Origin of the sequence: Pararobbsia alpina (assembly GCF_902859895.1) — a bacterium.
Classification (GTDB): domain Bacteria; phylum Pseudomonadota; class Gammaproteobacteria; order Burkholderiales; family Burkholderiaceae; genus Pararobbsia; species Pararobbsia alpina.
In genome coordinates, this window is the sequence record NZ_CADIKM010000002.1 from 325,929 (window position 1) to 350,127 (window position 24,199).

At 63.4% G+C, this 24,199-nt stretch carries 23 protein-coding genes, 1 pseudogene and 1 riboswitch; of the genes and pseudogenes, 13 read left to right on the plus strand and 11 right to left on the minus strand.

Annotated features, from left to right (window positions below; all coding sequences use genetic code 11):
* The 5 genes from HV670_RS03555 to ahcY all read right to left on the minus strand — a co-directional run bounded on the left by HV670_RS03555 (position 1) and on the right by ahcY (position 4,151).
* On the minus strand, positions 1 to 1,011 hold the full coding sequence (locus tag HV670_RS03555) for an ABC transporter permease subunit (RefSeq protein WP_175103249.1): 1,011 nt from the start codon (positions 1,009 to 1,011) through the stop codon (positions 1 to 3).
* Positions 1,008 to 1,148, minus strand: coding sequence for a hypothetical protein (locus HV670_RS03560; RefSeq protein ID WP_175103250.1), 141 nt, complete (start codon positions 1,146 to 1,148; stop codon positions 1,008 to 1,010). Before HV670_RS03560 ends, HV670_RS03555 begins: the two co-directional genes overlap by 4 nt.
* 14 nt (positions 1,149 to 1,162) lie before the next feature.
* Complete coding sequence (gene metF, locus HV670_RS03565; RefSeq protein ID WP_175103251.1) at positions 1,163 to 1,993, minus strand: methylenetetrahydrofolate reductase [NAD(P)H]; 831 nt, start codon at positions 1,991 to 1,993, stop codon at positions 1,163 to 1,165.
* Positions 1,994 to 2,161: 168 nt separating this feature from the next.
* Positions 2,162 to 2,527, minus strand: a complete 366-nt coding sequence (locus tag HV670_RS03570) for a phage holin family protein (RefSeq protein WP_175103252.1) — start codon at positions 2,525 to 2,527, stop codon at positions 2,162 to 2,164.
* 205 nt (positions 2,528 to 2,732) lie between these two features.
* Complete coding sequence (gene ahcY, locus HV670_RS03575) at positions 2,733 to 4,151, minus strand: adenosylhomocysteinase (RefSeq protein ID WP_175103253.1); 1,419 nt, start codon at positions 4,149 to 4,151, stop codon at positions 2,733 to 2,735.
* Between the two features lie 33 nt (positions 4,152 to 4,184).
* Positions 4,185 to 4,279: riboswitch (S-adenosyl-L-homocysteine riboswitch) on the minus strand.
* Between the two features lie 160 nt (positions 4,280 to 4,439).
* Between ahcY and HV670_RS03580 the strand changes: the two genes are divergently transcribed.
* Entirely contained in the window at positions 4,440 to 5,402 is a 963-nt protein-coding gene (locus HV670_RS03580) for a LysR family transcriptional regulator (protein WP_175103254.1), read from the plus strand.
* A 49-nt stretch (positions 5,403 to 5,451) separates the two neighbouring features.
* Positions 5,452 to 7,179, plus strand: a complete 1,728-nt coding sequence (locus tag HV670_RS03585) for an isovaleryl-CoA dehydrogenase (RefSeq protein WP_175103255.1) — start codon at positions 5,452 to 5,454, stop codon at positions 7,177 to 7,179.
* Positions 7,180 to 7,380: 201 nt separating this feature from the next.
* On the opposite strand, the gene metK is transcribed toward HV670_RS03585, so the two are convergent.
* Positions 7,381 to 8,568, minus strand: a complete 1,188-nt coding sequence (metK, locus tag HV670_RS03590; protein WP_175103256.1) for a methionine adenosyltransferase — start codon at positions 8,566 to 8,568, stop codon at positions 7,381 to 7,383.
* Between the two features lie 294 nt (positions 8,569 to 8,862).
* Here metK and HV670_RS03595 point away from each other — a divergent pair, with 294 nt between their 5' ends.
* The 7 genes from HV670_RS03595 (at position 8,863) to dksA (ending at position 15,581) form a co-directional block, all read left to right on the plus strand.
* Positions 8,863 to 9,747: a lipid A biosynthesis lauroyl acyltransferase gene (locus HV670_RS03595; RefSeq protein ID WP_175103257.1), complete on the plus strand. Its 885-nt coding sequence runs from the start codon at positions 8,863 to 8,865 to the stop codon at positions 9,745 to 9,747.
* Positions 9,748 to 9,838: 91 nt separating this feature from the next.
* Positions 9,839 to 10,684 (plus strand): diaminopimelate epimerase, encoded by an 846-nt coding sequence (dapF, locus tag HV670_RS03600; RefSeq protein ID WP_175103258.1) that lies wholly within the window; start codon positions 9,839 to 9,841, stop codon positions 10,682 to 10,684.
* A 15-nt stretch (positions 10,685 to 10,699) separates the two neighbouring features.
* Positions 10,700 to 11,527, plus strand: a complete 828-nt coding sequence (locus HV670_RS03605; protein ID WP_175103259.1) for a DUF484 family protein — start codon at positions 10,700 to 10,702, stop codon at positions 11,525 to 11,527.
* A gap of 11 nt (positions 11,528 to 11,538) precedes the next feature.
* Positions 11,539 to 12,477: a tyrosine recombinase XerC gene (xerC, locus tag HV670_RS03610; RefSeq protein ID WP_175103260.1), complete on the plus strand. Its 939-nt coding sequence runs from the start codon at positions 11,539 to 11,541 to the stop codon at positions 12,475 to 12,477.
* 22 nt (positions 12,478 to 12,499) lie between these two features.
* The gene (locus tag HV670_RS03615; RefSeq protein ID WP_175103261.1) at positions 12,500 to 13,699 is read left to right on the plus strand and encodes a class I SAM-dependent rRNA methyltransferase; all 1,200 of its coding nucleotides are present in this window, start codon (positions 12,500 to 12,502) and stop codon (positions 13,697 to 13,699) included.
* Positions 13,700 to 13,886: 187 nt separating this feature from the next.
* On the plus strand, positions 13,887 to 14,945 hold the full coding sequence (locus HV670_RS03620; RefSeq protein WP_175103367.1) for a CobW family GTP-binding protein: 1,059 nt from the start codon (positions 13,887 to 13,889) through the stop codon (positions 14,943 to 14,945).
* A 216-nt stretch (positions 14,946 to 15,161) separates the two neighbouring features.
* Positions 15,162 to 15,581 (plus strand): RNA polymerase-binding protein DksA, encoded by a 420-nt coding sequence (dksA, locus tag HV670_RS03625; protein ID WP_175103262.1) that lies wholly within the window; start codon positions 15,162 to 15,164, stop codon positions 15,579 to 15,581.
* A gap of 154 nt (positions 15,582 to 15,735) precedes the next feature.
* On the opposite strand, the gene HV670_RS03630 is transcribed toward dksA, so the two are convergent.
* On the minus strand, positions 15,736 to 16,890 hold the full coding sequence (locus HV670_RS03630; protein ID WP_175103263.1) for a porin: 1,155 nt from the start codon (positions 16,888 to 16,890) through the stop codon (positions 15,736 to 15,738).
* Positions 16,891 to 17,416: 526 nt separating this feature from the next.
* On the opposite strand from HV670_RS03630, the gene hslV reads away from it, so the two are divergent.
* Complete coding sequence (gene hslV, locus HV670_RS03635) at positions 17,417 to 17,953, plus strand: ATP-dependent protease subunit HslV (protein ID WP_175103264.1); 537 nt, start codon at positions 17,417 to 17,419, stop codon at positions 17,951 to 17,953.
* Between the two features lie 9 nt (positions 17,954 to 17,962).
* Complete coding sequence (hslU, locus tag HV670_RS03640) at positions 17,963 to 19,300, plus strand: ATP-dependent protease ATPase subunit HslU (RefSeq protein WP_175103265.1); 1,338 nt, start codon at positions 17,963 to 17,965, stop codon at positions 19,298 to 19,300.
* A 112-nt stretch (positions 19,301 to 19,412) separates the two neighbouring features.
* Here hslU and HV670_RS03645 read toward each other — a convergent pair whose 3' ends face one another.
* The 4 genes from HV670_RS03645 to HV670_RS03660 all read right to left on the minus strand — a co-directional run bounded on the left by HV670_RS03645 (position 19,413) and on the right by HV670_RS03660 (position 22,218).
* Positions 19,413 to 19,955 carry a response regulator transcription factor gene (locus tag HV670_RS03645; protein WP_175103368.1) on the minus strand — a complete coding sequence of 181 codons (543 nt, stop codon included), beginning with the start codon at positions 19,953 to 19,955 and terminating at the stop codon, positions 19,413 to 19,415.
* Positions 19,956 to 20,002: 47 nt separating this feature from the next.
* Positions 20,003 to 21,271: an ATP-binding protein gene (locus HV670_RS03650; RefSeq protein WP_175103369.1), complete on the minus strand. Its 1,269-nt coding sequence runs from the start codon at positions 21,269 to 21,271 to the stop codon at positions 20,003 to 20,005.
* A 159-nt stretch (positions 21,272 to 21,430) separates the two neighbouring features.
* A complete protein-coding gene (locus tag HV670_RS03655) occupies positions 21,431 to 21,619 on the minus strand; it encodes a zf-HC2 domain-containing protein (RefSeq protein WP_175103266.1) in 189 nt (62 codons plus the stop codon).
* The gene (locus HV670_RS03660; protein WP_246256952.1) at positions 21,616 to 22,218 is read right to left on the minus strand and encodes a sigma-70 family RNA polymerase sigma factor; all 603 of its coding nucleotides are present in this window, start codon (positions 22,216 to 22,218) and stop codon (positions 21,616 to 21,618) included. The genes HV670_RS03655 and HV670_RS03660 overlap by 4 nt, the downstream gene beginning before the upstream one ends.
* Before the next feature lie 118 nt (positions 22,219 to 22,336).
* Between HV670_RS03660 and argB the strand changes: the two genes are divergently transcribed.
* Positions 22,337 to 23,236 carry an acetylglutamate kinase gene (gene argB, locus HV670_RS03665; RefSeq protein ID WP_175103268.1) on the plus strand — a complete coding sequence of 300 codons (900 nt, stop codon included), beginning with the start codon at positions 22,337 to 22,339 and terminating at the stop codon, positions 23,234 to 23,236.
* Positions 23,233 to 23,868 (plus strand): annotated as a pseudogene (locus tag HV670_RS03670) (pyrimidine 5'-nucleotidase); the annotation flags it as partial. The gene argB and the pseudogene HV670_RS03670, both read left to right, overlap by 4 nt.
* Between the last annotated feature and the right edge of the window lie 331 nt (positions 23,869 to 24,199).

The window sequence follows — 24,199 nt, forward strand, 5'->3', positions numbered from 1 at the left end:
CTACCTCGTATGCCGGATACGCGGGTTCAGCAGGCCATAGGCCAGATCCACGCAGAAGTTGACGGCGATCACGAGCAGCGCGATCAGCAGGATCGCACCCTGTACGACCGGATAGTCGCGCCGGCCGACCGCATCGATCAGCCACTTGCCGATGCCGGGCCACGAGAATGTTGTCTCGGTCAGCACGGCCCCTGCGAGCAGCAGGCTGACCTGCAGCCCGATCGCCGTGACGACGGGGATCAGCGCATTGCGCAGCGCATGCACGACCACCACGCGCAGCGGCGCGAGGCCCTTGGCGCGTGCGGTGCGGATATAGTCTTCTCGCAGCACCTCGAGCATCGACGAACGCGTCATCCGCGCGATCACCGCGAGCGGGATCGTGCCGAGCACGATCATCGGCAGCACGAGATGGCTGAGCGCCGAGCGAAACGCGCCAGGTTCGGTCGAGAGCAAGGAATCGACCAGCATGAAGCCCGTCACCGAGGGCACATCGTATTCGACGGCGATGCGGCCCGAGACCGGCGTCCACCCGAGCCCGACCGAAAAGAACATGATGAGAATCAGGCCCCACCAGAAGATCGGCATCGAATAACCGGCCAGCGCGGTGCCCATCACGCCGTGATCGAGCGCCGTACCCCGCCTCAGAGCCGCGACGACGCCGGCCGGTACCCCGATCACGAGCGCGAACAGCAGCGCGCAGACGGACAATTCGACCGTCGCCGGAAAGCGCGTAAGGAATTCCTGCATGACACTCGTGTTCGACACGAGCGAGACGCCGAGGTCGCCGCGTACCGCGTGCGACAGGTAGCGCCAGTACTGGAGCGGCAGGGGCTGATCGAGCCCGAGCCGGTGCAGCGCTTGCGCATGTTCGGCGGCGGACATGCCGCGCTCACCCATCATCACCTCGACCGGATCGCCAGGGATCAGGTGAACCAGAAGAAACACCAGCATCGTGATGCCGATGAAGGTCGGTACCACCGTGAGCAGCCGTGCGAGGATAAAACGGATCATCGCGGGTCGAGCCGGACAGCGTGTGCAGGCCACGCATCGGAGCCGACGGAGGATCCGGCATCGAATGAGCGCGCAGCCAGGTTCGCCTGGCGGATCGTCAGATGCACGACCATACGGTCACGCTCATCGAAGTACATCGCGTCCTCCCGGATCAGAGTGCCAGCCGTTCACAGATCGTGCGGCTCGCGCTCGCGGTATTCAGTGTATAGAAATGAAGGCCCGGTACACCACGTTCGAGCAGGCGCCGGCACAGATCGGTGACGACATCGGCGCCGAATGCCCGGATCGACTCGCGGTCGTCGCCGTAGCTTTCGAGGCGCTTCGCGATCCAGCGCGGTACTTCGGCACCGCACATGTCGGAGAAGCGCATGAGCTGCGAGAAGTTCGTGATCGGCATGATGCCCGGCGTGATCGGCACCTCGACACCGAGCTTGCGGACATCGTCGACAAAACGGAAGTACGCATCCGCATTGAAGAAATACTGCGTGATCGCCGAGTCTGCGCCGACCTTGACCTTATGCGCGAACGCTTCGAGATCGTGCCTCGGTGAACGCGCCTGTGGGTGGTATTCGGGATAGGCCGCGACTTCGATGTGGAACCAGTTGCCCGTCTCCGCGCGGATGAATTCGATCAAGTCCGAGGCGTGGCGAAACTCGCCCATCTCGCCCATGCCCGAGGGCATGTCGCCGCGCAGTGCGACGATGTGGCGGATCTGGTTCTCGCGGTAGTGCTCGAGGATCTGGCGGATGCTTTCGCGTGAGGCGCCGATGCACGACAGGTGCGGCGCGGCCTCGAGGCCGTCCCGCTTCATCTCGACGACGAGATCGAGCGTGCCCTGCTGGGTCGTGCCGCCCGCACCGAAGGTGACCGAAACGAACTTCGGCTTGAGCGTGGCGAGCTGTGCGCGCGTGGCGCGCAACTTGTCGAGACCATCGGCGGTCTTCGGCGGGAAAAATTCAAAAGAGAGTTCGGTTGCAGCCATGGGGTCTCGGTCGGGTCCCGGTTGGGGCCGCGTTTGTGTGGGCGTCGGCGCTTGCGTACGCATGAAGGTACGCGCTCGCGTTCGCGGCGGACCCTCGACGGGGTCCTCGATTGCGCTTCTTGCTTACGCTTTCCGGTTGCGACTTCTAAGTCGTGCTTCCGAGTCTTTTCAATACCAGCGGGTGACGCCCGTGCGATGTCCGAACACCAGTGCGGACAGTATCCACGAGATCACGCTGTAGAGAATCGAGCCGAACAAGGCCGCCCAGAAACCCGACACCTCGAAACCCTTGACGAACCATGCGGCGAGCTGGAACAGCAGCGCATTGATCACGAGCAGGAACAAGCCGAGCGTGAGGATCGTCACCGGCAGCGTGAGCAGCACGAGCACCGGGCGCAGCAGCGTGTTGATCAGGCCGAGCACGAGGGCGATCACCAGCGCGGTGCCGAAGCCCCGGATATGGATCGACGGAATGATGTAGGTCACCACCAGCAAGGCCAGTGCGTTCAACAGCCAGGTCACGATCACGTGCATCGCCTGCTCCTTCGGTCAGTCTATAAAGGAGCGCGTCGGGCCGTCAGACGGCACGACGCGCGAGAAAAACACCGCATGTTCGCGGGCGGCGGGCGATCGTCGCCCGCGATGCATTGAGGCTGCATCGGGGGGGCGCGTTCCGAAGGATGCCTTCCCCGGGATACGGCCCGCCGCGGCCCCACTCACCGCCCCACCCGCGCAGCGATCAGTAGCGGTAGTGCGAAGGCTTGAACGGTCCGTTCTTGTCGACGCTGATGTAGCTTGCCTGCTCGTCGCTGAGCACCGTGAGATCGGCACCGATGCGGCCCAGATGCAGGCGCGCGACCTTCTCGTCGAGGTGCTTCGGCAGCACGTAGACCTTCTTGCCGTACTGTTCACCCTTCGTGAACAGCTCGATCTGCGCAAGCGTCTGGTTCGTGAACGAGTTCGACATCACGAACGAGGGATGGCCTGTCGCGCAGCCGAGGTTCACGAGGCGGCCTTCGGCCAGCAGGATGATGCGCTTGCCGTCGGGGAACTCGATATGATCGACCTGCGGCTTGATGTTGTCCCACGTGTACTGGCGCAACGAGGCAACGTTGATTTCCGAGTCGAAGTGACCGATGTTGCACACGATGGCCTGATGGCGCATCGCCTTCATATGATGATGGTCGATCACGTGGAGGTTGCCGGTCGCCGTGACGAAGATGTCGGCTTTGTCGGCCGCATAGTCCATCGTGACGACGCGATAGCCTTCCATCGCGGCCTGCAGTGCGCAGATCGGATCGATTTCCGTGACCCAGACGGTCGCGCCGAGACCGCGCAGCGATTGCGCGCAACCCTTGCCCACGTCGCCATAACCCGCGACGACCGCGACCTTGCCCGCGATCATCACGTCGGTTGCGCGCTTGATGCCGTCGACGAGCGATTCGCGGCAGCCATACAGATTGTCGAACTTCGACTTCGTGACCGAGTCGTTGACGTTGAACGCCGGGAACGGCAGCTTGCCTTCCTTTTCCATCTGGTACAGGCGGTGCACGCCGGTCGTCGTTTCTTCCGTGACGCCGCGGATTTCCTTGAGACGCTTCGAATACCAGTGCGGGTCGGCATCGAGGTGGGCCGCGATCGACTTGAACAGCGCGGTTTCTTCCTCGTTCGTCGGCTTGGCGATCACCGAGGGATCGCTTTCCGCACGCGTGCCGATCACGAGCAGCAGCGTTGCGTCGCCGCCGTCATCGAGAATCATGTTCGCGTTCTGGCCATTCGGCCATTCGAAGATTCGATGAGAGAATTCCCAGTATTCGTCGAGGCTTTCGCCCTTGAAAGCAAATACAGGCGTACCGGCTTCGGCAATCGCGGCAGCCGCGTGGTCCTGCGTCGAGAAGATGTTGCACGAGGCCCAGCGAACTTCCGCGCCAAGCGCTTCGAGCGTCTGGATCAGCACGGCGGTCTGGATCGTCATGTGCAGGGAGCCGGCGATGCGTGCGCCCTTGAGCGGCTGGCTCGTCTTGTATTCGGCACGGGTTGCCATCAGGCCCGGCATTTCGGACTCGGCGATGACGATTTCCTTCTTGCCCCAGGCGGCCAGAGCCAGGTCGGCAACGACGAAATCACGGGATTGGGTATCGACTACAGCGGCGTTCATCACGCCTCCTTTCTAAAAAAAGACTAGAAATTAAGGACGTGAGCGCCGTTCAGGACGGGGCCGATCTGCGGGCCGCCGGGTGAAGTTCCGAGCCTGGCGGAAAATCCGTCGCAACGCTCCTCGGAAGGTGGCCAAGATTGTAGCAAAGAAGCGGGCAGGCTTGCCGAATCCCCACGTATCGCGAAAGGCGGGTGCGTGGCGATGACTTAAACTGATCCCGTCGTGGGCAATTGGCTGACAAGGGGCTCGCAAGGGGCCGTCCGGACATCGAACGCGGGGGGGCGAAGCATGGAGTTGCGGGCATTGCGCTATTTCGTCGAAGTCGTGCGGCAGCAGAGCTTTACGCTCGCGGCCGAGACGCTGTTCGTGACGCAGCCGACGATCAGCAAGATGGTCAAGGCGCTCGAAGAGGAAATCGGCACACCGCTGCTGCTGCGCGAAGGGCGCCAGTTCGTCCTGACCGAAGCGGGCCGCATCGTCGCGCAGCGCGGTCAGGACGTCCTGGCCGCTCATGCGCAATTGCGCGCGGAACTCGACGATCTCGAATCGCTCGGCCGCGGCGAGTTGAAGATCGGCATCCCGCCGATGGGCGGCACGCTGTTCACACCCGCGATCGCCGCCTTCAGGCAGCGTTATCCAAAGATCGAACTCAAGCTGTTCGAGCAGGGTTCGCGCGCGATCGAGGCCGCACTGCTCACGGGTGAGCTCGAACTCGGCGCGGTGCTGCTACCGGTCGACGAGACCGTGTTCGGGCTGCTGCCGGTCAGTCATCATCGACTCTGGCTTGTCGCGCCAGCCCCGTCGCGCTGGCACGGTGCCGCGAGCGTCGCGCTCGCCGAACTCGCGGGCGAGGGCTTCGTTTTCTATGGTGAAAGCCTCGCGCTCAACGACGTCGTGATGCGGGCTTGCCGCGAGGCGGGTTTCACGCCGTCGATCGTCGGGCGCAGCGGACACTGGGATTTCATTACCGCGCTGGTCGGCGCGGGTTTGGGGATTGCATTGTTGCCCGAGCCGTATTGCCGGCCGCTCGATTCCGAGCGCTACGCGTGCGTGCCGGTCGTCGAACCCGAAATTTCATGGGACATGGCGATTGCCTGGCGCAAGGACGGCTACCTGTCGAATGCCGCCCGCGCATGGCTCGACGTTGCCCGCGAAACCCTGCCAGGCGACGAGGCTGCCGGTAGTGCGGGCGGGGATCTCTGGCTCGGCGGCGCCCGCTCGCGGACACCGGGCGGGACTATGATGGAATGAGTGATGCAATGAGCCGCCGTAAGCACGACCGGAAGGAGAGCGCTCACGTATGGACTGGACTACCCACGAAGTCACCAACCAGGTTCCCTCGCTGGTTGACTACAACCTGTTCGACAGCGACGCGGTATTGACGTCCGCGCTCGGCCTGGAGGGCGCGGACTGGCATCGTGCCACGCTCCAGGCCGACGGCGAGCGCCTGGGCCGTGGCGATATCCAGGTGCTGGCGGAACTCGCCAACCGCCATGTGCCGGAACTGTTCACACATGATGCGCGCGGCGAGCGGCTCGACGCGGTCGAATTTCATCCGAGCTGGCACGCGCTGCTCGGCATGCTGAGGCGCGAGGGCTTGCATGCGCTGCCGTTCTCGGAGCCCGGCGAAGGTGCGATGGTGGCACGCGCAGCCGGGTACTTTCTGCATGCACAGGTCGAGTCGGGCACCTTGTGCCCAGCCACGATGACCTTCGCGAGCATTCCAGTGCTCAGCCGTGAGCCGTCCCTGTTCGCGACCATCCAGGACAAGCTGTTCTCGAGAGAGCATGATCCGCGCGACCTGCCGCTTAAGGAAAAGCGCTCGATGCTGGTCGGCATGGGCATGACGGAGAAGCAGGGCGGCTCGGACGTGCGCAGCAACCGCACGCGGGCGACGCCGACCGAAGCGGCGTGTACGGGGCGGGGCGCCGCTTACCAGCTGGTCGGTCACAAGTGGTTCTTTTCGGTGCCGCAGTCCGACGCGCATCTCGTGCTTGCAAGGACCGACGGCCAGGACGCGCTGTCGTGCTTCTACGTGCCGCGCTTCACGCCGGACGGCAAACGCAACGCGGTGCATATCCAGCGCCTGAAGGACAAGCTCGGCAACCGCTCGAATGCGAGCAGCGAAGTCGAGTTCCGCGGCGCATGGGGCGTGCTCGTCGGTGAAGAGGCGCGCGGCATCCCCACCATCATCGAAATGGCGAACTACACGCGGCTCGACTGCGTGATCGGCAGTGCCGCCCTGATGCGCGCAGCGCTGGTCCAGGCGATCCACCATGCGCGCCATCGCAGCGCATTCGGCCGCGCGCTGGCCCAACAGCCGCTCATGCAGAACGTGCTCGCCGACCTTGCCATTGAGAGCGAGGCTGCAACGATGCTGATGATGCGGCTAGCGCGTGCCTACGATGTCGGGGCCGAGGCTGGCGAGGCCCCGGCTCACCGGCCCGGTCCGACGCGCACCACACCGCTTGAACGCGGCTGGCAGCGCATCGTCACACCGGCCGCGAAGTTCTGGGTGTGCAAGCGTGCGCTCGAGTTCACAGGCGAGGCCATGGAGGTCTGGGGCGGCAACGGGTATGTCGAAGAAGCACCGATGGCGCGTTTCTATCGTGAGGCACCTGTCAATTCGATCTGGGAAGGGTCGGGCAATGTGATGTGCCTCGACGTGTTGCGTGCGGTCGAGCGCGAGCCCGATGCCGTCCACGCGCTGCTCGACGACTGGCGCGAGGCCGCGAAGGGCCAGCCCGTGTTGCGCGCCGCGCTCGACGATCTGCACACGATGCTCACGCAGCCGCAGGCCCAGCGCGAATCGCTCGCGCGCCGCATCGCGCAGCGCCTCGTATTGCTCGCGCAGGCTGTGCTGATGACACGCGGCGGCGATGCCGCGAATGCCGATGCGTTTATCGCGACGCGGCTGGGCGAGGGCGCGGGTCAGAACGGACGCGTCTATGGCACCTTGCCCGCGGGTGAAACTCCGTGGCACAGGACGGTGATCGAGCGCGCGTTTCCCGCGCATGCGCAACGCTGACGGTAGCGCAACGGGGAAACGTGTCGTGATGATCGCAACGATTGCGAGGCTCTGCGGTCCTCGATCGAACGCCTTCTCAGAGGCGGCCGTCAAGAAGAAGTCCGGCGAAAAAAAGCCCGGCGGACTTTCGTCTGCCGGGCCTTTCATCGCTGTGGCTTCAGGCGTTTCGTACCCCGAGGGGAACGCAAACGCCATTCACCTTCAAGCGCCGACCGTCAACGGCTCGATGTTCGCCGCTTCCGCGAGGGCTGCGGCCTTGTCCGTCGCTTCCCACGTGAACTCCGGCTCTTCGCGGCCGAAGTGACCATAGGCAGCCGTCTTTTCATAGATCGGACGCAACAGGTCGAGCATCTGCACGATGCCCTTCGGGCGCAGGTCGAAATGGCTCTGCACGAGCTCGGTGATCACCGCGTCGGGTACGCGGCCCGTGCCGAAGGTATTGACCATCACCGAGGTCGGGCGTGCGACGCCGATCGCGTACGACACCTGGATCAGCGCACGCGAGGCCAGGCCCGCGGCGACGATGTTCTTCGCGACGTAACGGCCCGCGTAGGCGGCCGAGCGGTCGACCTTCGACGGATCCTTGCCCGAGAAGGCACCGCCGCCGTGCGGTGCGGCACCGCCGTAGGTATCGACGATGATCTTGCGGCCCGTCAGGCCGCAATCGCCTTGCGGACCCCCGATCACGAAACGGCCGGTCGGGTTGACGAGGAACTTGATGTCACCCTTGATCAGCGTGGCCGGCAGCACCGGCTTGATCACTTCCTCGATCACCGCTTCGCGCAGTCGTGCGAGTTCGATGTCGGGTGCATGCTGCGTCGACAGCACGACGGTGTCGATGCTGTGCGCCTTGCCGTCGACGTAACGGATTGTGACCTGCGACTTGGCATCCGGACGCAGCCAGGGCAGGCGGCCGTCGCGGCGCAGATCGGCCTGACGCTCGACAAGGCGGTGCGACAGGTAGATCGGCAGCGGCATCAGTTCGGGCGTTTCATCGCAGGCATAGCCGAACATCAGGCCCTGGTCGCCGGCACCCTGGTCGAGGTTGTTGTCGTGCGCGCGGTCGACGCCCTGGGCGATGTCCGGCGACTGCTTGTCGTAGGCAACGAGCACCGCGCAGCCGCGATAGTCGATGCCGTAGTCGGTGTTGTCGTAGCCGATGCGCTTGATCGTATCGCGTGCGACCTGGATGTAGTCGACGTTGGCCGTCGTCGTGATTTCACCGGCCAGAACTACGAGACCGGTGTTGCACAGCGTTTCGGCCGCTACGCGGGAATATTTGTCCTGCGCGAGAATCGCGTCGAGGATGGCGTCGGAGATCTGGTCGGCCACCTTGTCGGGATGGCCTTCAGAGACGGATTCGGACGTGAACAGATAATCGTTCGCCACTTCGTGTGCTCCTATATAAAGACGGTACGTGACCCATTAAGCGGAAACCTGCGCTTTCACGTGGCCGACTTCGAGGACGAAGCGGCGACGCTTTAGCGGAATTTTTTCGCACGGTCAGAAACCGAGCGTCGCCCCGCAAGTTGTCCATTAACTCGGCGATGCCCGTATTATAACGGCTTCATTTTTTTTCGCTTGAGTGTGCCTCGTGCCACCCACAGATCCTTTGCTTTCATTCCCATCCTGTCGTTCGACCGCCTTGATTGAGGCCGTGATCGAGCATCTTGCGGAGGCCGCGTGCTAAGCCGCTTCCTCACCCCGCTCTCGATAGGGTTACTCAGGTTCATGGCCTTGCTGCCCTATGGCCTGGTCGCGCGTTTGGGCGATGCGCTCGGCTGGCTGCTCTACCAGGTGCCGAGTTCGCGCAAGCGCATCGTGCATATCAACCTGAAGCTCTGCTTCCCCGAATGGGACGAGGCACAGCGCGAGCGTGTCGCGGGCCAACACTTCCGTCATGCGATTCGCAGCTATGTCGAACGCAGCGTGCAGTGGTTCGGCTCGGCGCGCACGCTCGACAAGATCGTGATTGTCGATAGCGAGATCGACCTCGAGGATCCCGATCTCCCGCCGACGATCCTGCTCGGCTTTCACTTCGTCGCGATCGAGCTCGCTTCGATCTCGATCAATCGGGCGCTCAAACGCCGCTGCGGCTCGCTTTACCAGCCGCTGTCGAACAAGGCGCTTGACGAGGTCGCCGTCGAGGCACGCGCCCGTTTCGACGCTGAAATGGTCCCGAAGTCGTTTAGCGCGCGCGCGGTGATCCGGATGCTGCGCGACCGGCAACCCGTGATGCTTGGCGCCGACATGGACTATGGCCCGCGCAACTCCGCATTCGTGCCTTTCTTCGGCGTGCCGGCCTGCACACTGACGTCGACCGCGCGACTCGCGGCCACCGCGCCTGCCCAGGTGCTGCCTTTCATCGGTGAGGTCCTGCCGAACTACAAGGGCTATCGGCTCAAGGTGTTCGCGCCATGGAAAGACTATCCGACGGGCGACGACGTCGCCGACGCGCGCCGCATGAATGCGTTTCTCGAAGAGCAGGTCCGCACGATGCCCGAACAGTATTATTGGGTTCACAAGCGCTTCAAGACGCGCCCGCCTGGCGAGCAGGGGTTCTACTGAGCGTGCGCAGCATGGCCTTGCATCGAGGTTTCGATGCGTCAAAGCATCGGGCTCGCGCTGGCGCGAGCCCGGGAAGCCCTACAATAGCCCCATGAAGCTGAATTTCACAAAAATGCAGGGCGCAGGCAACGACTTCGTCGTGATCGACGGTATCGAACGACCCTTCACGCTCAATGCCGCACAAATCCGCCGGCTCGCCGACCGCCATTTCGGCGTGGGTGCCGACCAATTGCTCGTTGTCGAGAAGCCGACGATTGACGGCGTCGATTTTCGCTATCGGATCTTCAATGCCGACGGCGGTGAAGTCGAACATTGCGGCAACGGGGCACGCTGTTTCGTCAAGTTCGTGCGAGATCGCGGCCTGACCGACCAGTTCCGTGTGCGCGTTCAGGTCCAGCGGGGCGTGCTGACACTGACGATGCAGCCGGACGGCGAGGTCGAAGTCGAGATGGGCGTGCCCCGTTTCGCGCCCGCCGAGATCCCGTTCGATGCACAAGGCCTCGAGGCACGTCCCGAGGGACGCGACGCGCTATGGCCGCTCGAAGTCGGCGGCGCGACGACCTGGATCTCACTTGTGTCGATGGGCAATCCCCACGCCGTGCAGGTCGTCACGGATACCTCGAGCGCACCGGTCGGCCGCGACGGCCCGTTGATCGAAGCCCATCCCCGGTTCCCGCAACGGGTCAATGCGGGCTTCATGCAGGTGATCGGGCGGGGGGAAATCAATTTGCGCGTATTCGAACGGGGCGCCGGCGAGACGCTCGCATGTGGCACGGGCGCCTGCGCTGCGGTCGTCGCGGGGATTCGCCGCGGCCTGCTCGACTCGCCGGTGCGCGTGCACACGCACGGCGGCGATCTGACGATCAGCTGGGACGGTGCGCAGGTTACGTTGGCGGGTCCCGCCGCGACAGTTTTTGAAGGCTCCATCGAAGTCTGACTACGGATTGCACCCATGCCGCTCAATGAACGCGAAATCGCAGACTACCTGCTCGCGAATCCGCAATTTTTCGAACGTCACGCCGAACTGCTCGCGAGCGTGACCTTGCTTAGCCCGCACGGCAATCGTGCCGTGTCGCTGCAGGAACGTCAGATGGACATGCTGCGTGACAAGAACAAGCAGATCGAGCGCCGTCTCGCCGAATTGCTTCGGTACGGACATGAGAACGACGGCATCGCCGCGCGTTTCACGCGCTGGACCAGCCGCGTGCTCGCCGAACGCGATCCGCATGCGCTGCCGGCAACCGTCACGCGCGGACTGCTCGAGGTTTTCGATGTGCCGTTCGCGGCACTGCGCCTCTGGGATGTCGCCGAAACGTATTCGATGGCCGATTTCTCGCGCTACGTTGGCGAGGAAGTGCGGATTTTCGCGAACAGCCTGGCGACGCCTTACTGCGGCGCGAACACCGGCTTCGAGGCGGCGCAGTGGCTCACGCACGGGGCAGCCGGCATGGTCGAACCGCGCGGCGCGCTCGGGGCAGAGGCTGGCAATGGGGCAGGGGGTGCGGGGAGGGCAAGCCGTGCGGATGGGCTTGCGGACGCGCTGGAAGTATCGGGTGCGAATGGTGTCGGCGGCGTACACAGTGCAAGCAGCGAGGCGGCCGCCTCCATCGCACTAGTGGCATTGCGCCATCCGCAGCGCGAGGACGGCGCCAATGCATTCGGCTTGCTCGTGATGGGCTCTCCCGAAGCGCGCCGCTTCCATGAGGGCATGGGCACCGACTTTCTCTCGCAGATCGGCTCGCTGGCAAGTGCCGCGCTGAGCCGCTTGCTCGCCCATTGAGCGCAGACGCGATGACGGACGTCTGCGCCACGCTCGTCGCCGACTATCTGTCTTCGCTCGAGCACGAGCGCAAGCTCTCCGAACACACCTTGCGCGGCTATGCGCATGAACTCAGCGAATTGCGAACCGTCGCCGGCGAGCGGCCGCTGATTGCACTGAGTTCCGTCGACATCCGCGGCGCGGCCGCGCGGGCGCATGCGGCGGGGCTCGCGTCGCGCTCGATCGCGCATCGGCTGTCGGTCTGGCGCAGCTTCTATCGCTGGGTCGCGCTCCACCATGAGCTTGCCGCGAATCCGGTCTCGGCCGTGCGGGCACCCAAGCGGCCGCGCACGCTGCCCAAGGCCATCTCCGCCGACGACGCCGCGCGCCTGATGAACGCGCCCCCGCTGCATGCCGGCGATCCTGTCGAAAGCGCGCGTGACCACGCGATGCTCGAACTGTTCTATTCGTCGGGACTGAGGCTCGCCGAGCTGGTCGATCTCGATGTCCGCTATACCGATGCGGACGGCTACCGATCGCCCGGCTGGGTCGATTTTGAGTCCGGCGACGTCCATGTGACGGGCAAGGGCAAGCGCCAGCGCATCGTGCCCGTCGGCAGCAAGGCGCTCGCGGCGCTGCGCGCCTGGCTGGCCGTGCGAGACCAGTGGGTCAGGCTCGATCCCTTGCCGCTGTTCGTTTCGGTGCGCGGCCGCCGCATGGCGCCCGGTGTCGTGCGCGACCGTGTCAAGCGCCTCGCGCTCGCGGCGGGCGTACCCGCCAATGTCCATCCTCACGTGCTGCGCCATTCGTTCGCCACACACGTGCTCCAGTCGAGCGGAGACCTGCGCGCCGTCCAGGAAATGCTCGGTCACGCGAGCATTGCCGCGACCCAGGTCTACACCTCGCTCGACTTCCAGCATCTCGCAAAGGTTTATGATGCGGCGCACCCGAGAGCAAAAAAGCGCTCTTAGGGCGTGACGCTTTCGAGGAAGAATGATTACTTTGACGCTCAAGTCCGGCAAGGAGAAGTCTTTGCTTCGCCGGCATCCCTGGCTTTATCTGAATGCAATCGAGCGGGTCGACGGCAAGCCCGCGTCGGGCGCGACCGTGCTTGTGCGCGCCCATGACGGGCGGTTTCTCGCGCGGGCATCGTTCAGCCCCGTTTCGGCGATCCGCGCTCGTGTCTGGACGTTCGACGAGAACGAGCCGGTCGACCATGCGTTTTTCAAGCGGCGCGTTCAGCGCGCGCTCGCCCACCGCCACGCCATGGTGTCGGGAACCGGCGCGGTCCGCTTGATCTTCGGCGAGGCCGACGGCCTGCCGGGCCTGATCGTCGATCACTACCGCGCGGTCGACGGCGGCCCCGAACAGCTGGTCTGCCAGTTCATGGCAGCCGGCGTCGAAGCCTGGAAGCGGGCGATCGTCGATGCGCTCGTCGGCGCGACCGGTTGCCCGAACGTCTATGAACGCTCGGACGTGGCCATTCGCGAAAAGGAAGGGCTCGAACAGACCGTCGGCGTGCTCGCCGGCGAGGAGCCGCCCGACTGGCTGCTCGTCGAGGAGGGCGGGGTGCGTTACCAGGTCGATGTCCGAAGTGGTCACAAGACGGGCTTCTATATCGACCAGCGTGACAATCGCGCGCTGATTGCGCGGCATGCACAGGGGCGCGAGGTCCTGAACTGCTTCTGCTATACGGGGGGATTCTCGCTCGCGGCACTCAAGGGCGGCGCCACGCGGGTCGTCTCGATCGACTCGTCGGGTGAGGCCCTCGCGACCGCGCAGGCGAACGTACTCGCCAACGGATTTGATCCGGCTCGGGCACAATGGCTCGATGCCGACGCGTTCAAGGCCCTGCGAGCGCTCCATGAAGGGGGTGAACGCTTCGATCTCGTGGTGCTCGATCCGCCGAAGTTCGCTCCCTCGCAGCAGCATATCGACCGCGCCGCGCGTGCGTACAAGGACATCAACCTGTCCGGGTTCAAGCTGCTGCGCCCGGGCGGCCTGCTCGCGACGTATTCGTGTTCGGGCGCGATCGATGCGCTGTTGTTCCAGAAGATCGTGGCGGGCGCGGCCTCCGACGCCGGCGTGGATGTGCGAATTCTCGGGCGGCTCGGCGCTGGCGTCGACCACCCGATGCTCACGAGTTTTCCTGAAGGGGAGTACTTGAAAGGGCTCTGGTTGCAACGCATCTAGTGGGCACCGCGCTTGGGCATCGCCGTTGGGGTCAATTGCGGGGACCTTGACACGTGTGCTTCAATGGAATGTTCACGCTGGCCGCATCTGCGGTCCGGCACCCGATTCTTACGCCGGGCCCTTGCATGACGGGGCGCGCGGCGATTCTTCGAGACGAGTTCGCATTATGGCTAGCACAGCAAACAGCATGATTCCGGTCACGATCCTGACCGGCTTCCTCGGCAGCGGCAAGACCACGTTGCTCAAACGCATTCTCGGCGAGCAGCACGGCATGCGCATCGCAGTGATCGAAAATGAGTTCGGCGAAGAAAACATCGACAACGAAATTCTCGTGCAGGAGAGCACCGAGCAGATCGTGCAGATGAGCAATGGCTGCATCTGCTGCACGATTCGCGGCGACCTCGTGCAGGCGCTTGGCGATCTGGCCGCGCAACGCACCGCCGGAACGCTCAAGTTCGATCGCGTCGTGATCGAAACGACGGGCCTCGCCAATCCGGGCCCGGTCGCGCAGACCTTTTTCATCGACGACCAAATCGCCTCGGACTTCCTGCTCGACGCCGTGATCACGCTCGTCGATGCGAAGCATGCGAACCAGCAGCTCGACGAACATGAAGTCGTGCAGCGCCAGGTCGGCTTCGCGGACCGCCTGTTCGTGACCAAGTCGGACCTCGTCGACGAGAACACGCTGTCGGACCTGCGGCACCGCCTGCTGCACATGAACCCGCGCGCGCCGATCGCGACGGTCAATTTCGGCGAAGCCGATATCAAGCAGATTTTCGACCTCAAGGGCTTCAACCTCAATGCGAAGCTCGAGATCGATCCTGACTTCCTTGCCGAAGACGAGCATGACCACGCCGACTGCGACCACGACCATGGCGAGTGCACGCATGAAGGTCATGATCATGCGGGCCACGATCACGCGCATCATCATCACCATCATCGCCACGACGATCGCATCAAGTCCTTCGTGTTCCGCAGCAACCGCCCGTTCGACTCGAAGCGGCTCGAAGACTTTCTTGGCGGAGTGTTGCAGATTTACGGCGAACGCATGCTTCGCTACAAGGGCGTGCTATATATGAAGGGCGTCGACCGACGCGTCGTATTCCAGGGCGTGCACCAGATGATGGGCAGCGACCTTGCCTCACGCTGGTTGCCGGCCGACGAGAAAACCAACAAGATGGTTTTCATCGGCGTCGATTTGCCGCAGGACCTGATTGTCGACGGCCTGACCGCGTGTCTGGTCTGATCCTCCTACGGCACTGAAAGACGTTTCGATCGGGGTATCGGTTGGTTTTCGCATTTGCGATTCAGTTACAATACGTCCCCACTGGAGACTCCAGGGAGTTCGGCCCCGCGCCGGGCGCAGCGCGATTCAAGCCCTGAAGGCAGGGCGCAATCGGGCTGCCGCCCGTAGCGGACATTGCAAAGCGGGCTGATACCCGCACGGAAGATAGCCAGCAAGATGACGACGAAACGACTCTTGACCGAAGCCGAAATCCTGAAGATGAGCGAGAAGGATTACATGAATGAAGATCAGCTCGCGTTCTTCAAAAGTCGGCTCGAACAGCTTCAGGCGGAGATTCTTCGCAACGCAGGGCAGACGACCGAAAATCTTCGCGAGACCGTAATCGTGCCGGATCCGGCCGATCGCGCGACGATCGAGGAAGAGCATGCGCTCGAATTGCGCACGCGCGACCGCGAACGCAAGTTGCTGAAGAAGGTTCAGCAATCGCTTGCACGGATCGATTCCGGCGAGTACGGCTGGTGCGAAGAAACCGGCGAGCCGATCGGCGTACCCCGTCTGATCGCGCGCCCGACCGCGACGCTGTCGCTCGAGGCGCAGGAGCGCCGCGAACTGCGCCAGAAGCTGTTCGGCGACTAGGTAGCCGCCCCTGCGGCCCACGACCCGGCGCAGCGCGCTGGGAGCGTGCCCCGCCGTCTTTAAAAAAAGTCGACTGCCCGATGCAGGCGGCTTTTTTTTGGCCCAAAAAAAACCCGCCTGGGAAGGCGGGTTTCGCTAAGCCGGAGGCCGTTGCCTAGAAGCGCGAACGGATGCCGGTGATCACGACAACCTGGTTGGATGTCGACGACGTGCCGCCAGCGCTGCTGATATACGCATTGTTCCCCGCGCCGATCGCATGCTGGTAGAGGCCTTCCAGATAAATGTCGGTACGTTTGGACAGCGCATAGTCCGTTTGCAGGTTGACCTGGCTCCACTTCGGATCGTTCGTGGCGGTGCCCGAATTGGTCAACGAACCGTCGGTGTACGTATAGCTCGCAGCGAGGCTCAGGGCCGGCGTCAGGGTGTACTTGGCGTTCACTTCGTAGTTGTTGAATTTGTACGTGCTCGCGTTCGTGTTGATCGCGTCGTAGAACTGAGATTGCGTGTACACGATGCCGACCAGTGCCGGGCCGAACGCATAGCTCACGCCGCCGCCGAATACGCGCTGGGTGCTCGCGCCCAGTTGGAAGCCGCTCGGACCGAAGAGGGTCTTGTCCTGCCCGATCGCGCTCGATTCAGCCTGATCCAGCGTGCCCGCCGTCGCGTTGCTGGTGCCGCCTTGCGTGCCTTGCAATTGCATATAGGCACCGGCCGCCTTGAGCCCACCGAGGTTATAGGTTGCGCCGAAGCTGTAAGCCCGGTTCGTCGCGAAGTTCGTCGAATTCGAAAACGCATAGACCGCACCGGCCTGGAAGCCCGCGTACACCGGCGAGGTGTACTTGACCGAGTTATTCAGGCGGAACGAATTGTTCAGGTTGTCATTGTCGAACGGGTGGGCGAACCACGTGCCGCCCCACGATCCCGTTGCCGACAGCGGAGCGAGGAAGTCGACGACGGAGTCGTACTGACGGCCAAGGGTGACCGAGCCGAAGTCGTTGCTCGCGATACCGACGAAGGACTGGCGGCCGAACAGGCGGTTGTCTTGGGCGCTGCGCCCGTTCATGACGTTGAATCCGGCTTCGAGCACGAAAATCGCCTTCAGGCCGCCCCCGAGGTCTTCAGTGCCGCGCATGCCGAAACGGCTGCCGTTGATGGCGCCGCTGGCAGCCTGAAACAAATGGCCCGTACCGACATTGTTGTTGTAGGCGATTCCCGCATCGATGATGCCGTACAGCGTAACCGAGCTTTGGGCGTGCGCGACCGAAACCAGTGCGCCCGAAGCCGCGATAGCGAAAAGGGTCTTTTTCATTAGTACAACTCCAGAGGAGATCCGGGAATAGGAAAATGCCCGAGTTCGGAGCCGAGTGTAGAAACTAACCCTGAGCTCCCTGAGCCCATCCGATGCAACAGTCTTTTGCGTTTTTAGTAACAATAACGAATTATTTCTTGAGAGGCTTTTGTAATAAGGATCTGCGACTGGTGCCCCAATTACGGCCGATTCGCGCCTGTTGCATTACTGATACATGACAAAATGCCTTCACACATGAAAGCTAGTCGCATTTTCCCAATATTTCATCCCCAAATTTGTTTTACGAGAGCGAAGCGATCCGGTTCGATGCTTACCCCGTTCGCGGGTGACCGATACAGTTCCGGGCCAGTCAGCACCGGCCTGCTTCGATGGGTTCTTTGGCCACGCCACGCCAAGCTGGCGAGCGCTCTCCGGTCTGCCTCGCGCAGACCGCTGCGCGAACCCTTGATAAACGCGCGCACGCCCTAAACTACGCACGAATGCCGCCGAGAGTCGGCGCGTCTTCTGTCTTCTATCAAGGAACGCTATGGAGCAATATCACGGCACGACGATCGTCTCCGTCCGGCGCGGCAAGCAGGTTGCGCTAGGTGGGGATGGCCAGGTGACCCTGGGTAATGTCGTCATGAAGGGCAGCGCGCGTAAAGTGCGGCGTATCTATAACGGCAAGGTGCTGGTCGGATTCGCGGGTGCCACGGCCGATGCTTTTTCGCTGCTCGACCGCTTCGAAGCCAAGCTCGAAAAGCATCAGGGCAATCTCATGCGCTCCGCTGTCGAGCTCGCGAAGGACTGGCGTACCGACCGGATGCTGCGCCGGCTCGAGGCGATGATGATCGTCGCGGACGCGGAGGCCACGCTCGTACTGACCGGCAATGGCGACGTGCTCGACCCGGAAGGCGGCGTCTGCGCGATCGGCTCGGGTGGCAGCTATGCACAGTCCGCCGCGATCGCGCTCGTACAGAATACGGAACTGGGTGCGCGCGATATCGTGGAGAAGTCGCTGAACATCGCGGGCGATATCTGCATCTATACAAATCACAACCTCGTCATCGAAACGCTCGAGTAAGGAACCCGCATGAGCAATATGACGCCCGCCGAGATCGTCTCGGAGCTGGACAAGCACATCATCGGCCAGGGCAAGGCCAAACGCGCGGTCGCCGTCGCGCTGCGCAATCGTTGGCGGCGCCAGCAGGTCGCCGAACCGCTGCGCCAGGAAATCACCCCGAAGAACATCCTGATGATCGGACCGACCGGGGTCGGCAAGACGGAGATCGCGCGGCGCCTCGCCAAGCTGGCGGATGCGCCCTTCATCAAGATCGAGGCGACCAAGTTCACGGAGGTCGGCTATGTCGGGCGCGACGTCGACAGCATCGTGCGCGATCTCGCGGAAATCGCGATCAAGCAGACACGCGAAGTCGAGATGCGCAAGGTCCGCACGAAAGCGGAGGACCGCGCCGAGGATCGCGTGCTCGACATCCTGATTCCGCCTGTGCGTGCGCCTGGCGGTTTCGGTTCGATGCCGGCCGAGGAAGTCGACAGCACGACACGTCAGACTTTCCGCAAGCGTCTGCGCGAGGGCGCGCTCGACGACAAGGAGATCGAGTTTGATGTCGAATTGCCGACGCCCGGCATGGACATCATGGGCCCGCCGGGCATGGAAGAGATGACCGACCAGATTCGCGGCATGTTCGCGAACATCGGAGGCGGCAAGAAGCAGCGACGCAAGGTTCGCGTTCGCGACGCGATGAAGCTGCTGACCGACGAGGAAGCCGCGAAGATGCTCAATGACGAGGAAGTGAAGGCCAAGGCCGTTCAGAACGTCGAGCAGAACGGCATCGTGTTTCTCGATGAGATCGACAAGATCGCATCGCGTGCCGAAGTGGGCGGTGGCGAAGTGTCGCGCCAGGGTGTGCAGCGCGACCTGCTGCCGCTTGTCGAAGGCACGACGATCAACACGAAGTACGGGATGATCAAGACCGACCACATCCTGTTCATCGCAAGCGGTGCGTTTCATCTGGCCAAGCCGAGCGACCTGATTCCGGAACTCCAGGGTCGATTCCCGATCCGGGTCGAACTCGACTCGCTGTCGGTCGAGGACTTCGAATCGATTCTCGTGCAGACCGATGCGAGCCTGGTCAAGCAGTATCAGGCGCTGCTTGCAACGGACGAGGTGCAGCTCGAATTCGCACCCGACGGGATCCGGCGACTGGCCGAGGTCGCGTTCTCGGTCAACGAGAAGACTGAGAATATTGGTGCGCGGCGCCTATATACGGTGATCGAGAAGCTGCTCGAAGAAGTCTCGTTCAACGCGGGCAATCACTCGGGCCACACGGTGCATGTCGACGCGGCGTACGTGAACGACGCGCTCAACGATATCGCGCGGAACGAAGACCTGTCCCGTTACGTGCTGTGACGCGGGGCCAAGGGCTCGAGACTCGAGCCCTTGGCCTCTTCAAGCTTCAAGCCCGAGCCTCAAGCTTCAAGTCTCAGGCCTCAGTCGCGATGTCGGGACTGGCCGGGGCCGGTCATTGCCTGACCGGCCGTTTCGACAATTTGCGCTGCAAAGTGCGCCGATGCATGTTCAGCGCGCGCGCGGTAGCTGACACATTGCCGTCGTTGTCCGCGAGCACACGCTGGATATGTTCCCATTCGAGCCGGGCGACCGAAAGCGGCGTCGCGCGTTCGAGTTCTTCCTCCGCCTTCACGACGCTCGCGTTGCCCTGCAAGGCCTCGAGAATCATCTCCACGTTCGCGGGCTTCGCGAGGTAGTTGTCTGCGCCGTCCTTGACGGCCTGCACGGCGGTCGCAATGCTCGCAAAGCCCGTCAGCACCAGGATCCGCGCGCGCGGCTGCACGCTGCGCAGCGTGCCGATCAGCGCGAGGCCCGAGTCGGTGCCGAGGTTCAGATCGACCGTGATCTGCCCGAACGACATCGAGTTGACGAGGCGCAGGGCGGTTGCACCGTCATGTGCTTCATGGACCACATAGTCGCGCCGCGTCAGGCCGCGGGCCAGCACCCCGGCGAAGACCGTATCGTCATCGATGACGAGAAAGTTCGCATTGTTCATCTCACGCCATTTCCTCTTCATCATGCGCAATCGCCCATCCGCGATCGCTACTCAACCTGCGCCGTCTCATGCGCATGGATCGACAATGGCAACGTCAGCGTCGCACGCGTGCCGTGCGGCACGGCATCGTCGAGTTCTATTTCGCCGCCGAGCCGCGCAGCCGTCACGAAGGCGAGATAGAGGCCCACGCCATGACCGCCCTGCCTGCTCGCCACGGGCATCTTGCCGAGTTGTGCGCGCAACGTGGCGGGAATGCCCGGCCCGCGGTCCTCGACGCTCAGCGTCAGGCGGTCTTCGAGCCGGTCGACCGTCAGCGAGACCCAGGCACGGCTCACGTGTGCCGCATTGTCCAGCAGGATCGTCAGGGTCTGGCCCACGGCGACCGTATCCTCGATGCGGACATGATCGAACTCGACCCTGCAGCGCAGCCCGAATTGGACATGCGGATGACGCAGCCGCCATTGCTGCGCGAAACCGTGCAACCAGCGTCCCAGCCATTGCCGGTCGGGCAGCGCCGCGCGCGATTGCAATCGCGCGAGCGCCGAACGGCACAGGCTGATCTGCTGCTCGAGAATCCGCAGATCGTCGCGGTATCCCGCAAGTCCCCTGTCGTCACCGGCATTTGCCGCGATCCGGAGTTCCTCGGCGAGCAAGGAGATGGTCGACAGCGGCGTGCTCATCTCATGTGCGATGCTGGCGGCCTGCGCACCGAGCGCGACGACCCGCTCGTCGCGGAGCAGTTGCTGCTGCGCGCTCGCCAGCGCCGCATCACGTGCCCGCAACGTCCTCGACATGCGCGCGACGAACCAGGCAATCAGTCCGACACTGACGACGAAGTTGACCCACGCACCCGTGCGGTAATAGCCGAACAGATTGGCCGGCTCCCTGACATTCAGCGGGATGGATTCGAACTCCAGCAGTCCGTAACAACCCAGTGCGAACGCCGCAAGGATCAGTGCAAGCGTCCAGGGCAACACGGCCGCGGCGATCGCGAGCGCTGGCAGATAGAGCGAGACGAACGGGTTGGTCGAACCGCCTGAGAGGAACAGCAGCGCCGACAGGGTGCCGAGATCCACGAACAACTGGCCGAACAATTCGACATCGCTTTCGGTGCGGACCTGGTTCGCGCGCCAGAATGTCGATACGTTGAAGAGCGCTTCGAGCGCGACGACGAACAGCATCGCCGCGAGCGGCAAATGTACGCCCAGCAGGATCTGCACAGATGCGATCGTCAGCAGCTGGCCGGCGATCGCCAGGCACCGAAGCCAAAACAGCTGGCGCAAATTGACGCGCGGACTGTTATTGAAGCGGCTCATCTGTCCAGTGTAACGGTTCAAATCCCCAAACTCGCGCAGGGTCGACGAGTGCGGCAATTTGTCGCACACAAGCCGCCGGGGTCGACCCGCACGATAACGATCCGTGGTTGCGCCGGTGCCTGCCTGCCTGCATCACTTGCGTACACCCGCCACGCTCGTTCAATCGTCGCGCCCCCATTGCCGGATCGATCGGCGTAGCACGCCGATCTCCTGAACGAAGGACGAGCACATATCGCAGGCCATCAGATGCAAGCGCAGTTGCACGCGCTCGCGCCAGGACAGCGTCCGATCCATCGATTCGATGACGAGCCGGTGTGCGTGACGGCAATGCAGTTTGATCTTCATCATGTCGGCGCGGTGGAGGCGGGCGCGACGGGTTCGCCGAACCAGTTCAATTGCAGGCATTCGCGCAACCGCATCCTTGCGCGATATAGCATGACCCAAGCGTTGGTCGGCGTGATGCCGAGCTCCTTACAGATTTCTTCGGTGTCGAGCTCGAGCCACTCGCGCATCATGAAAATACGGGCAATCTTCGGCGGCAGCTTGTCGACACAGAGCTCGAGGATCTCGAAAAACTGTTTGCGCTGCAGTTGCGTGTCGGGCTCGTTCCAGTCGCGAGGCGCGTCGCGCCAGTGGCCCGTGTGGTCGAACAGGCTGTCGAAGCTGAGCAGATCTTCCTGTGCGCCGCCGTCACCGTCGTCGCCGTCAAACGCCGAGAGCGACACCTCGCGCCCGCCCGCACGGAGCGCATCGATGATCTTGTGCTTGAGAATGCCGATCGAATAGGTCTTCAGCGACGACCTGCCCGCGAAGCGCTCGGGCGCCTCGACCAGGGCGATGAGCGTCTCCTGGACGACATCGTCGGCCCAGGCGTCGTTGCGCAGCTGGATGCGCGCGAATTTGACGAGCTGGCCGCGCAGCGCTCGCAGTGTTTCAGCGTCGATCATGAGGCAGCTCCGGTTTGCAGTCACTCTAGCGGGGCGCCCCTTGCCGGGCAAGCATCCTTCTGTCATCACAGTCCTGTACAATTCGCGCATTTTGACCCCTGTCTTTTCGAGCGCCGCTATGTCCGCCCTGCCCGATCTTTCGCAAATTGCGCCCGTTCTGAAGGCCGAAATCCTCGCTGAGGCACTGCCTTACATTCGGCAGTACCACGGTAAGACCATCGTAATCAAGTACGGCGGCAACGCGATGACGGAGGAACGCCTCAAGCAGGGCTTCGCGCGCGACGTGATCCTGCTCAAGCTGGTCGGGATCAACCCGGTCATCGTGCACGGCGGCGGGCCGCAGATCGACCAGGCGCTCAAGAAGGTCGGCAAGGCGGGCGTATTCGTCCAGGGCATGCGCGTGACCGACGAAGAAACGATGGAAGTGGTCGAGTGGGTGCTCGGCGGCGAAGTCCAGCAGGACATCGTCATGCTGATCAATCACTACGGTGGCCAGGCCGTGGGCCTCACCGGCAAGGACGGCGGCCTGATCCATGCGCGCAAGCTCATGATGCCGGACCGTGACAGGCCCGGCGAGTTTCTCGACATCGGCCTGGTCGGCGAAGTCGAGGCGATCAATCCGGCGGTCGTCAAGGCGCTCCAGGACGATGCGTTCATCCCGGTGATCTCGCCGATCGGCTTCGACGGCGAAGGCCGGTCGTACAACATCAACGCCGACCTCGTGGCCGGCAAGCTCGCCGTCGTACTGAACGCCGAAAAGCTCTTGATGATGACCAATATTCCGGGCGTGATGGACAAGGCGGGCAATCTGCTGACCAATCTGTCGGCGCGCGAGATCGATGCGCTGTTTGCCGATGGCACGATCTCGGGCGGCATGCTGCCGAAGATCTCGTCGGCGCTCGATGCCGCCAAGAGCGGAGTGCGTTCGGTGCATATCGTCGATGGCCGGATCGAGCATTCGGTGCTGCTTGAGATCCTGACCGAGCAGCCGTTCGGGACCATGATCCGCTCGCATTGAGCACGGCGCCCGTGAAGATATCGAAACCCGGACGTGTGCGGCGTCAGCCCGGCCGTCCGGTCTGGTTGTTCGATCTAGACAACACGCTGCATCACGCGTCCTACGCGATCTTTCCCCGCATCAATATCGCGATGACGGACTTCATCATGCGGGAACTCGGGCTCGATCGCGCCGAAGCCGATGCGCTGCGCACGGACTACACGCGCCGCTATGGCACGGTGCTTGTCGGCCTGATGCGCCGCCACGGTATCGATGCCGCGGCGTTTCTCGACGAGGTCCATCACTTCGACTCGCTGTCCGGGTTGGTCCGTACCGAACGCGGCCTGGCGCGGACGCTGCGGCGCCTGCCCGGCCGCAAGGTCCTGTTCACCAATGCACCGCTGACCTATGCGACCGAGGTGCTCGGCCTGCTCGGCATTCGCAAGGTGTTCGAGCGCGTGATCGCGGTCGAGCAGATGCGCGACCGGCGCGGCTGGCAATCCAAGCCCGACCACGGCATGCTGCGGCGTACGCTGCGCGCGCTCCAGGCGCGCCATCGCGATGCCGTGCTGGTCGAGGATACGCGCTCGCATCTCAAGGCATACCGTCGCACGGGCCTCAAGACCGTGTGGATGGTTGGCCACCTGCACGGTGCGCGCCGCGTGGAAGAGCTTGCCAATGTGTTCGGTGCGCAGCGCGCCGAAAGGCTCGCGGGAGATGCCGACCCGAACGCCAACCCTGACGCAGACCTGGGACTCGCGGGAGAGCTCGCGCAACGTCAATTCGAAGCGCCCGGCGAGGGGTTCGCCGAAGGGGCTACCATGGGGCCCGATGTCAGGCATCCGTCAGCCGACGCCTCGGGCGGTCACGCCCAGCGCCGCGGCGAAAGCGGACGACCGCACTATATCGACCGACGTATTCGTTCGATAAAATCGCTCTGAACAACATGCTCGCCGCGCCGTCCAGGCACTCGGGCGGCGGCCA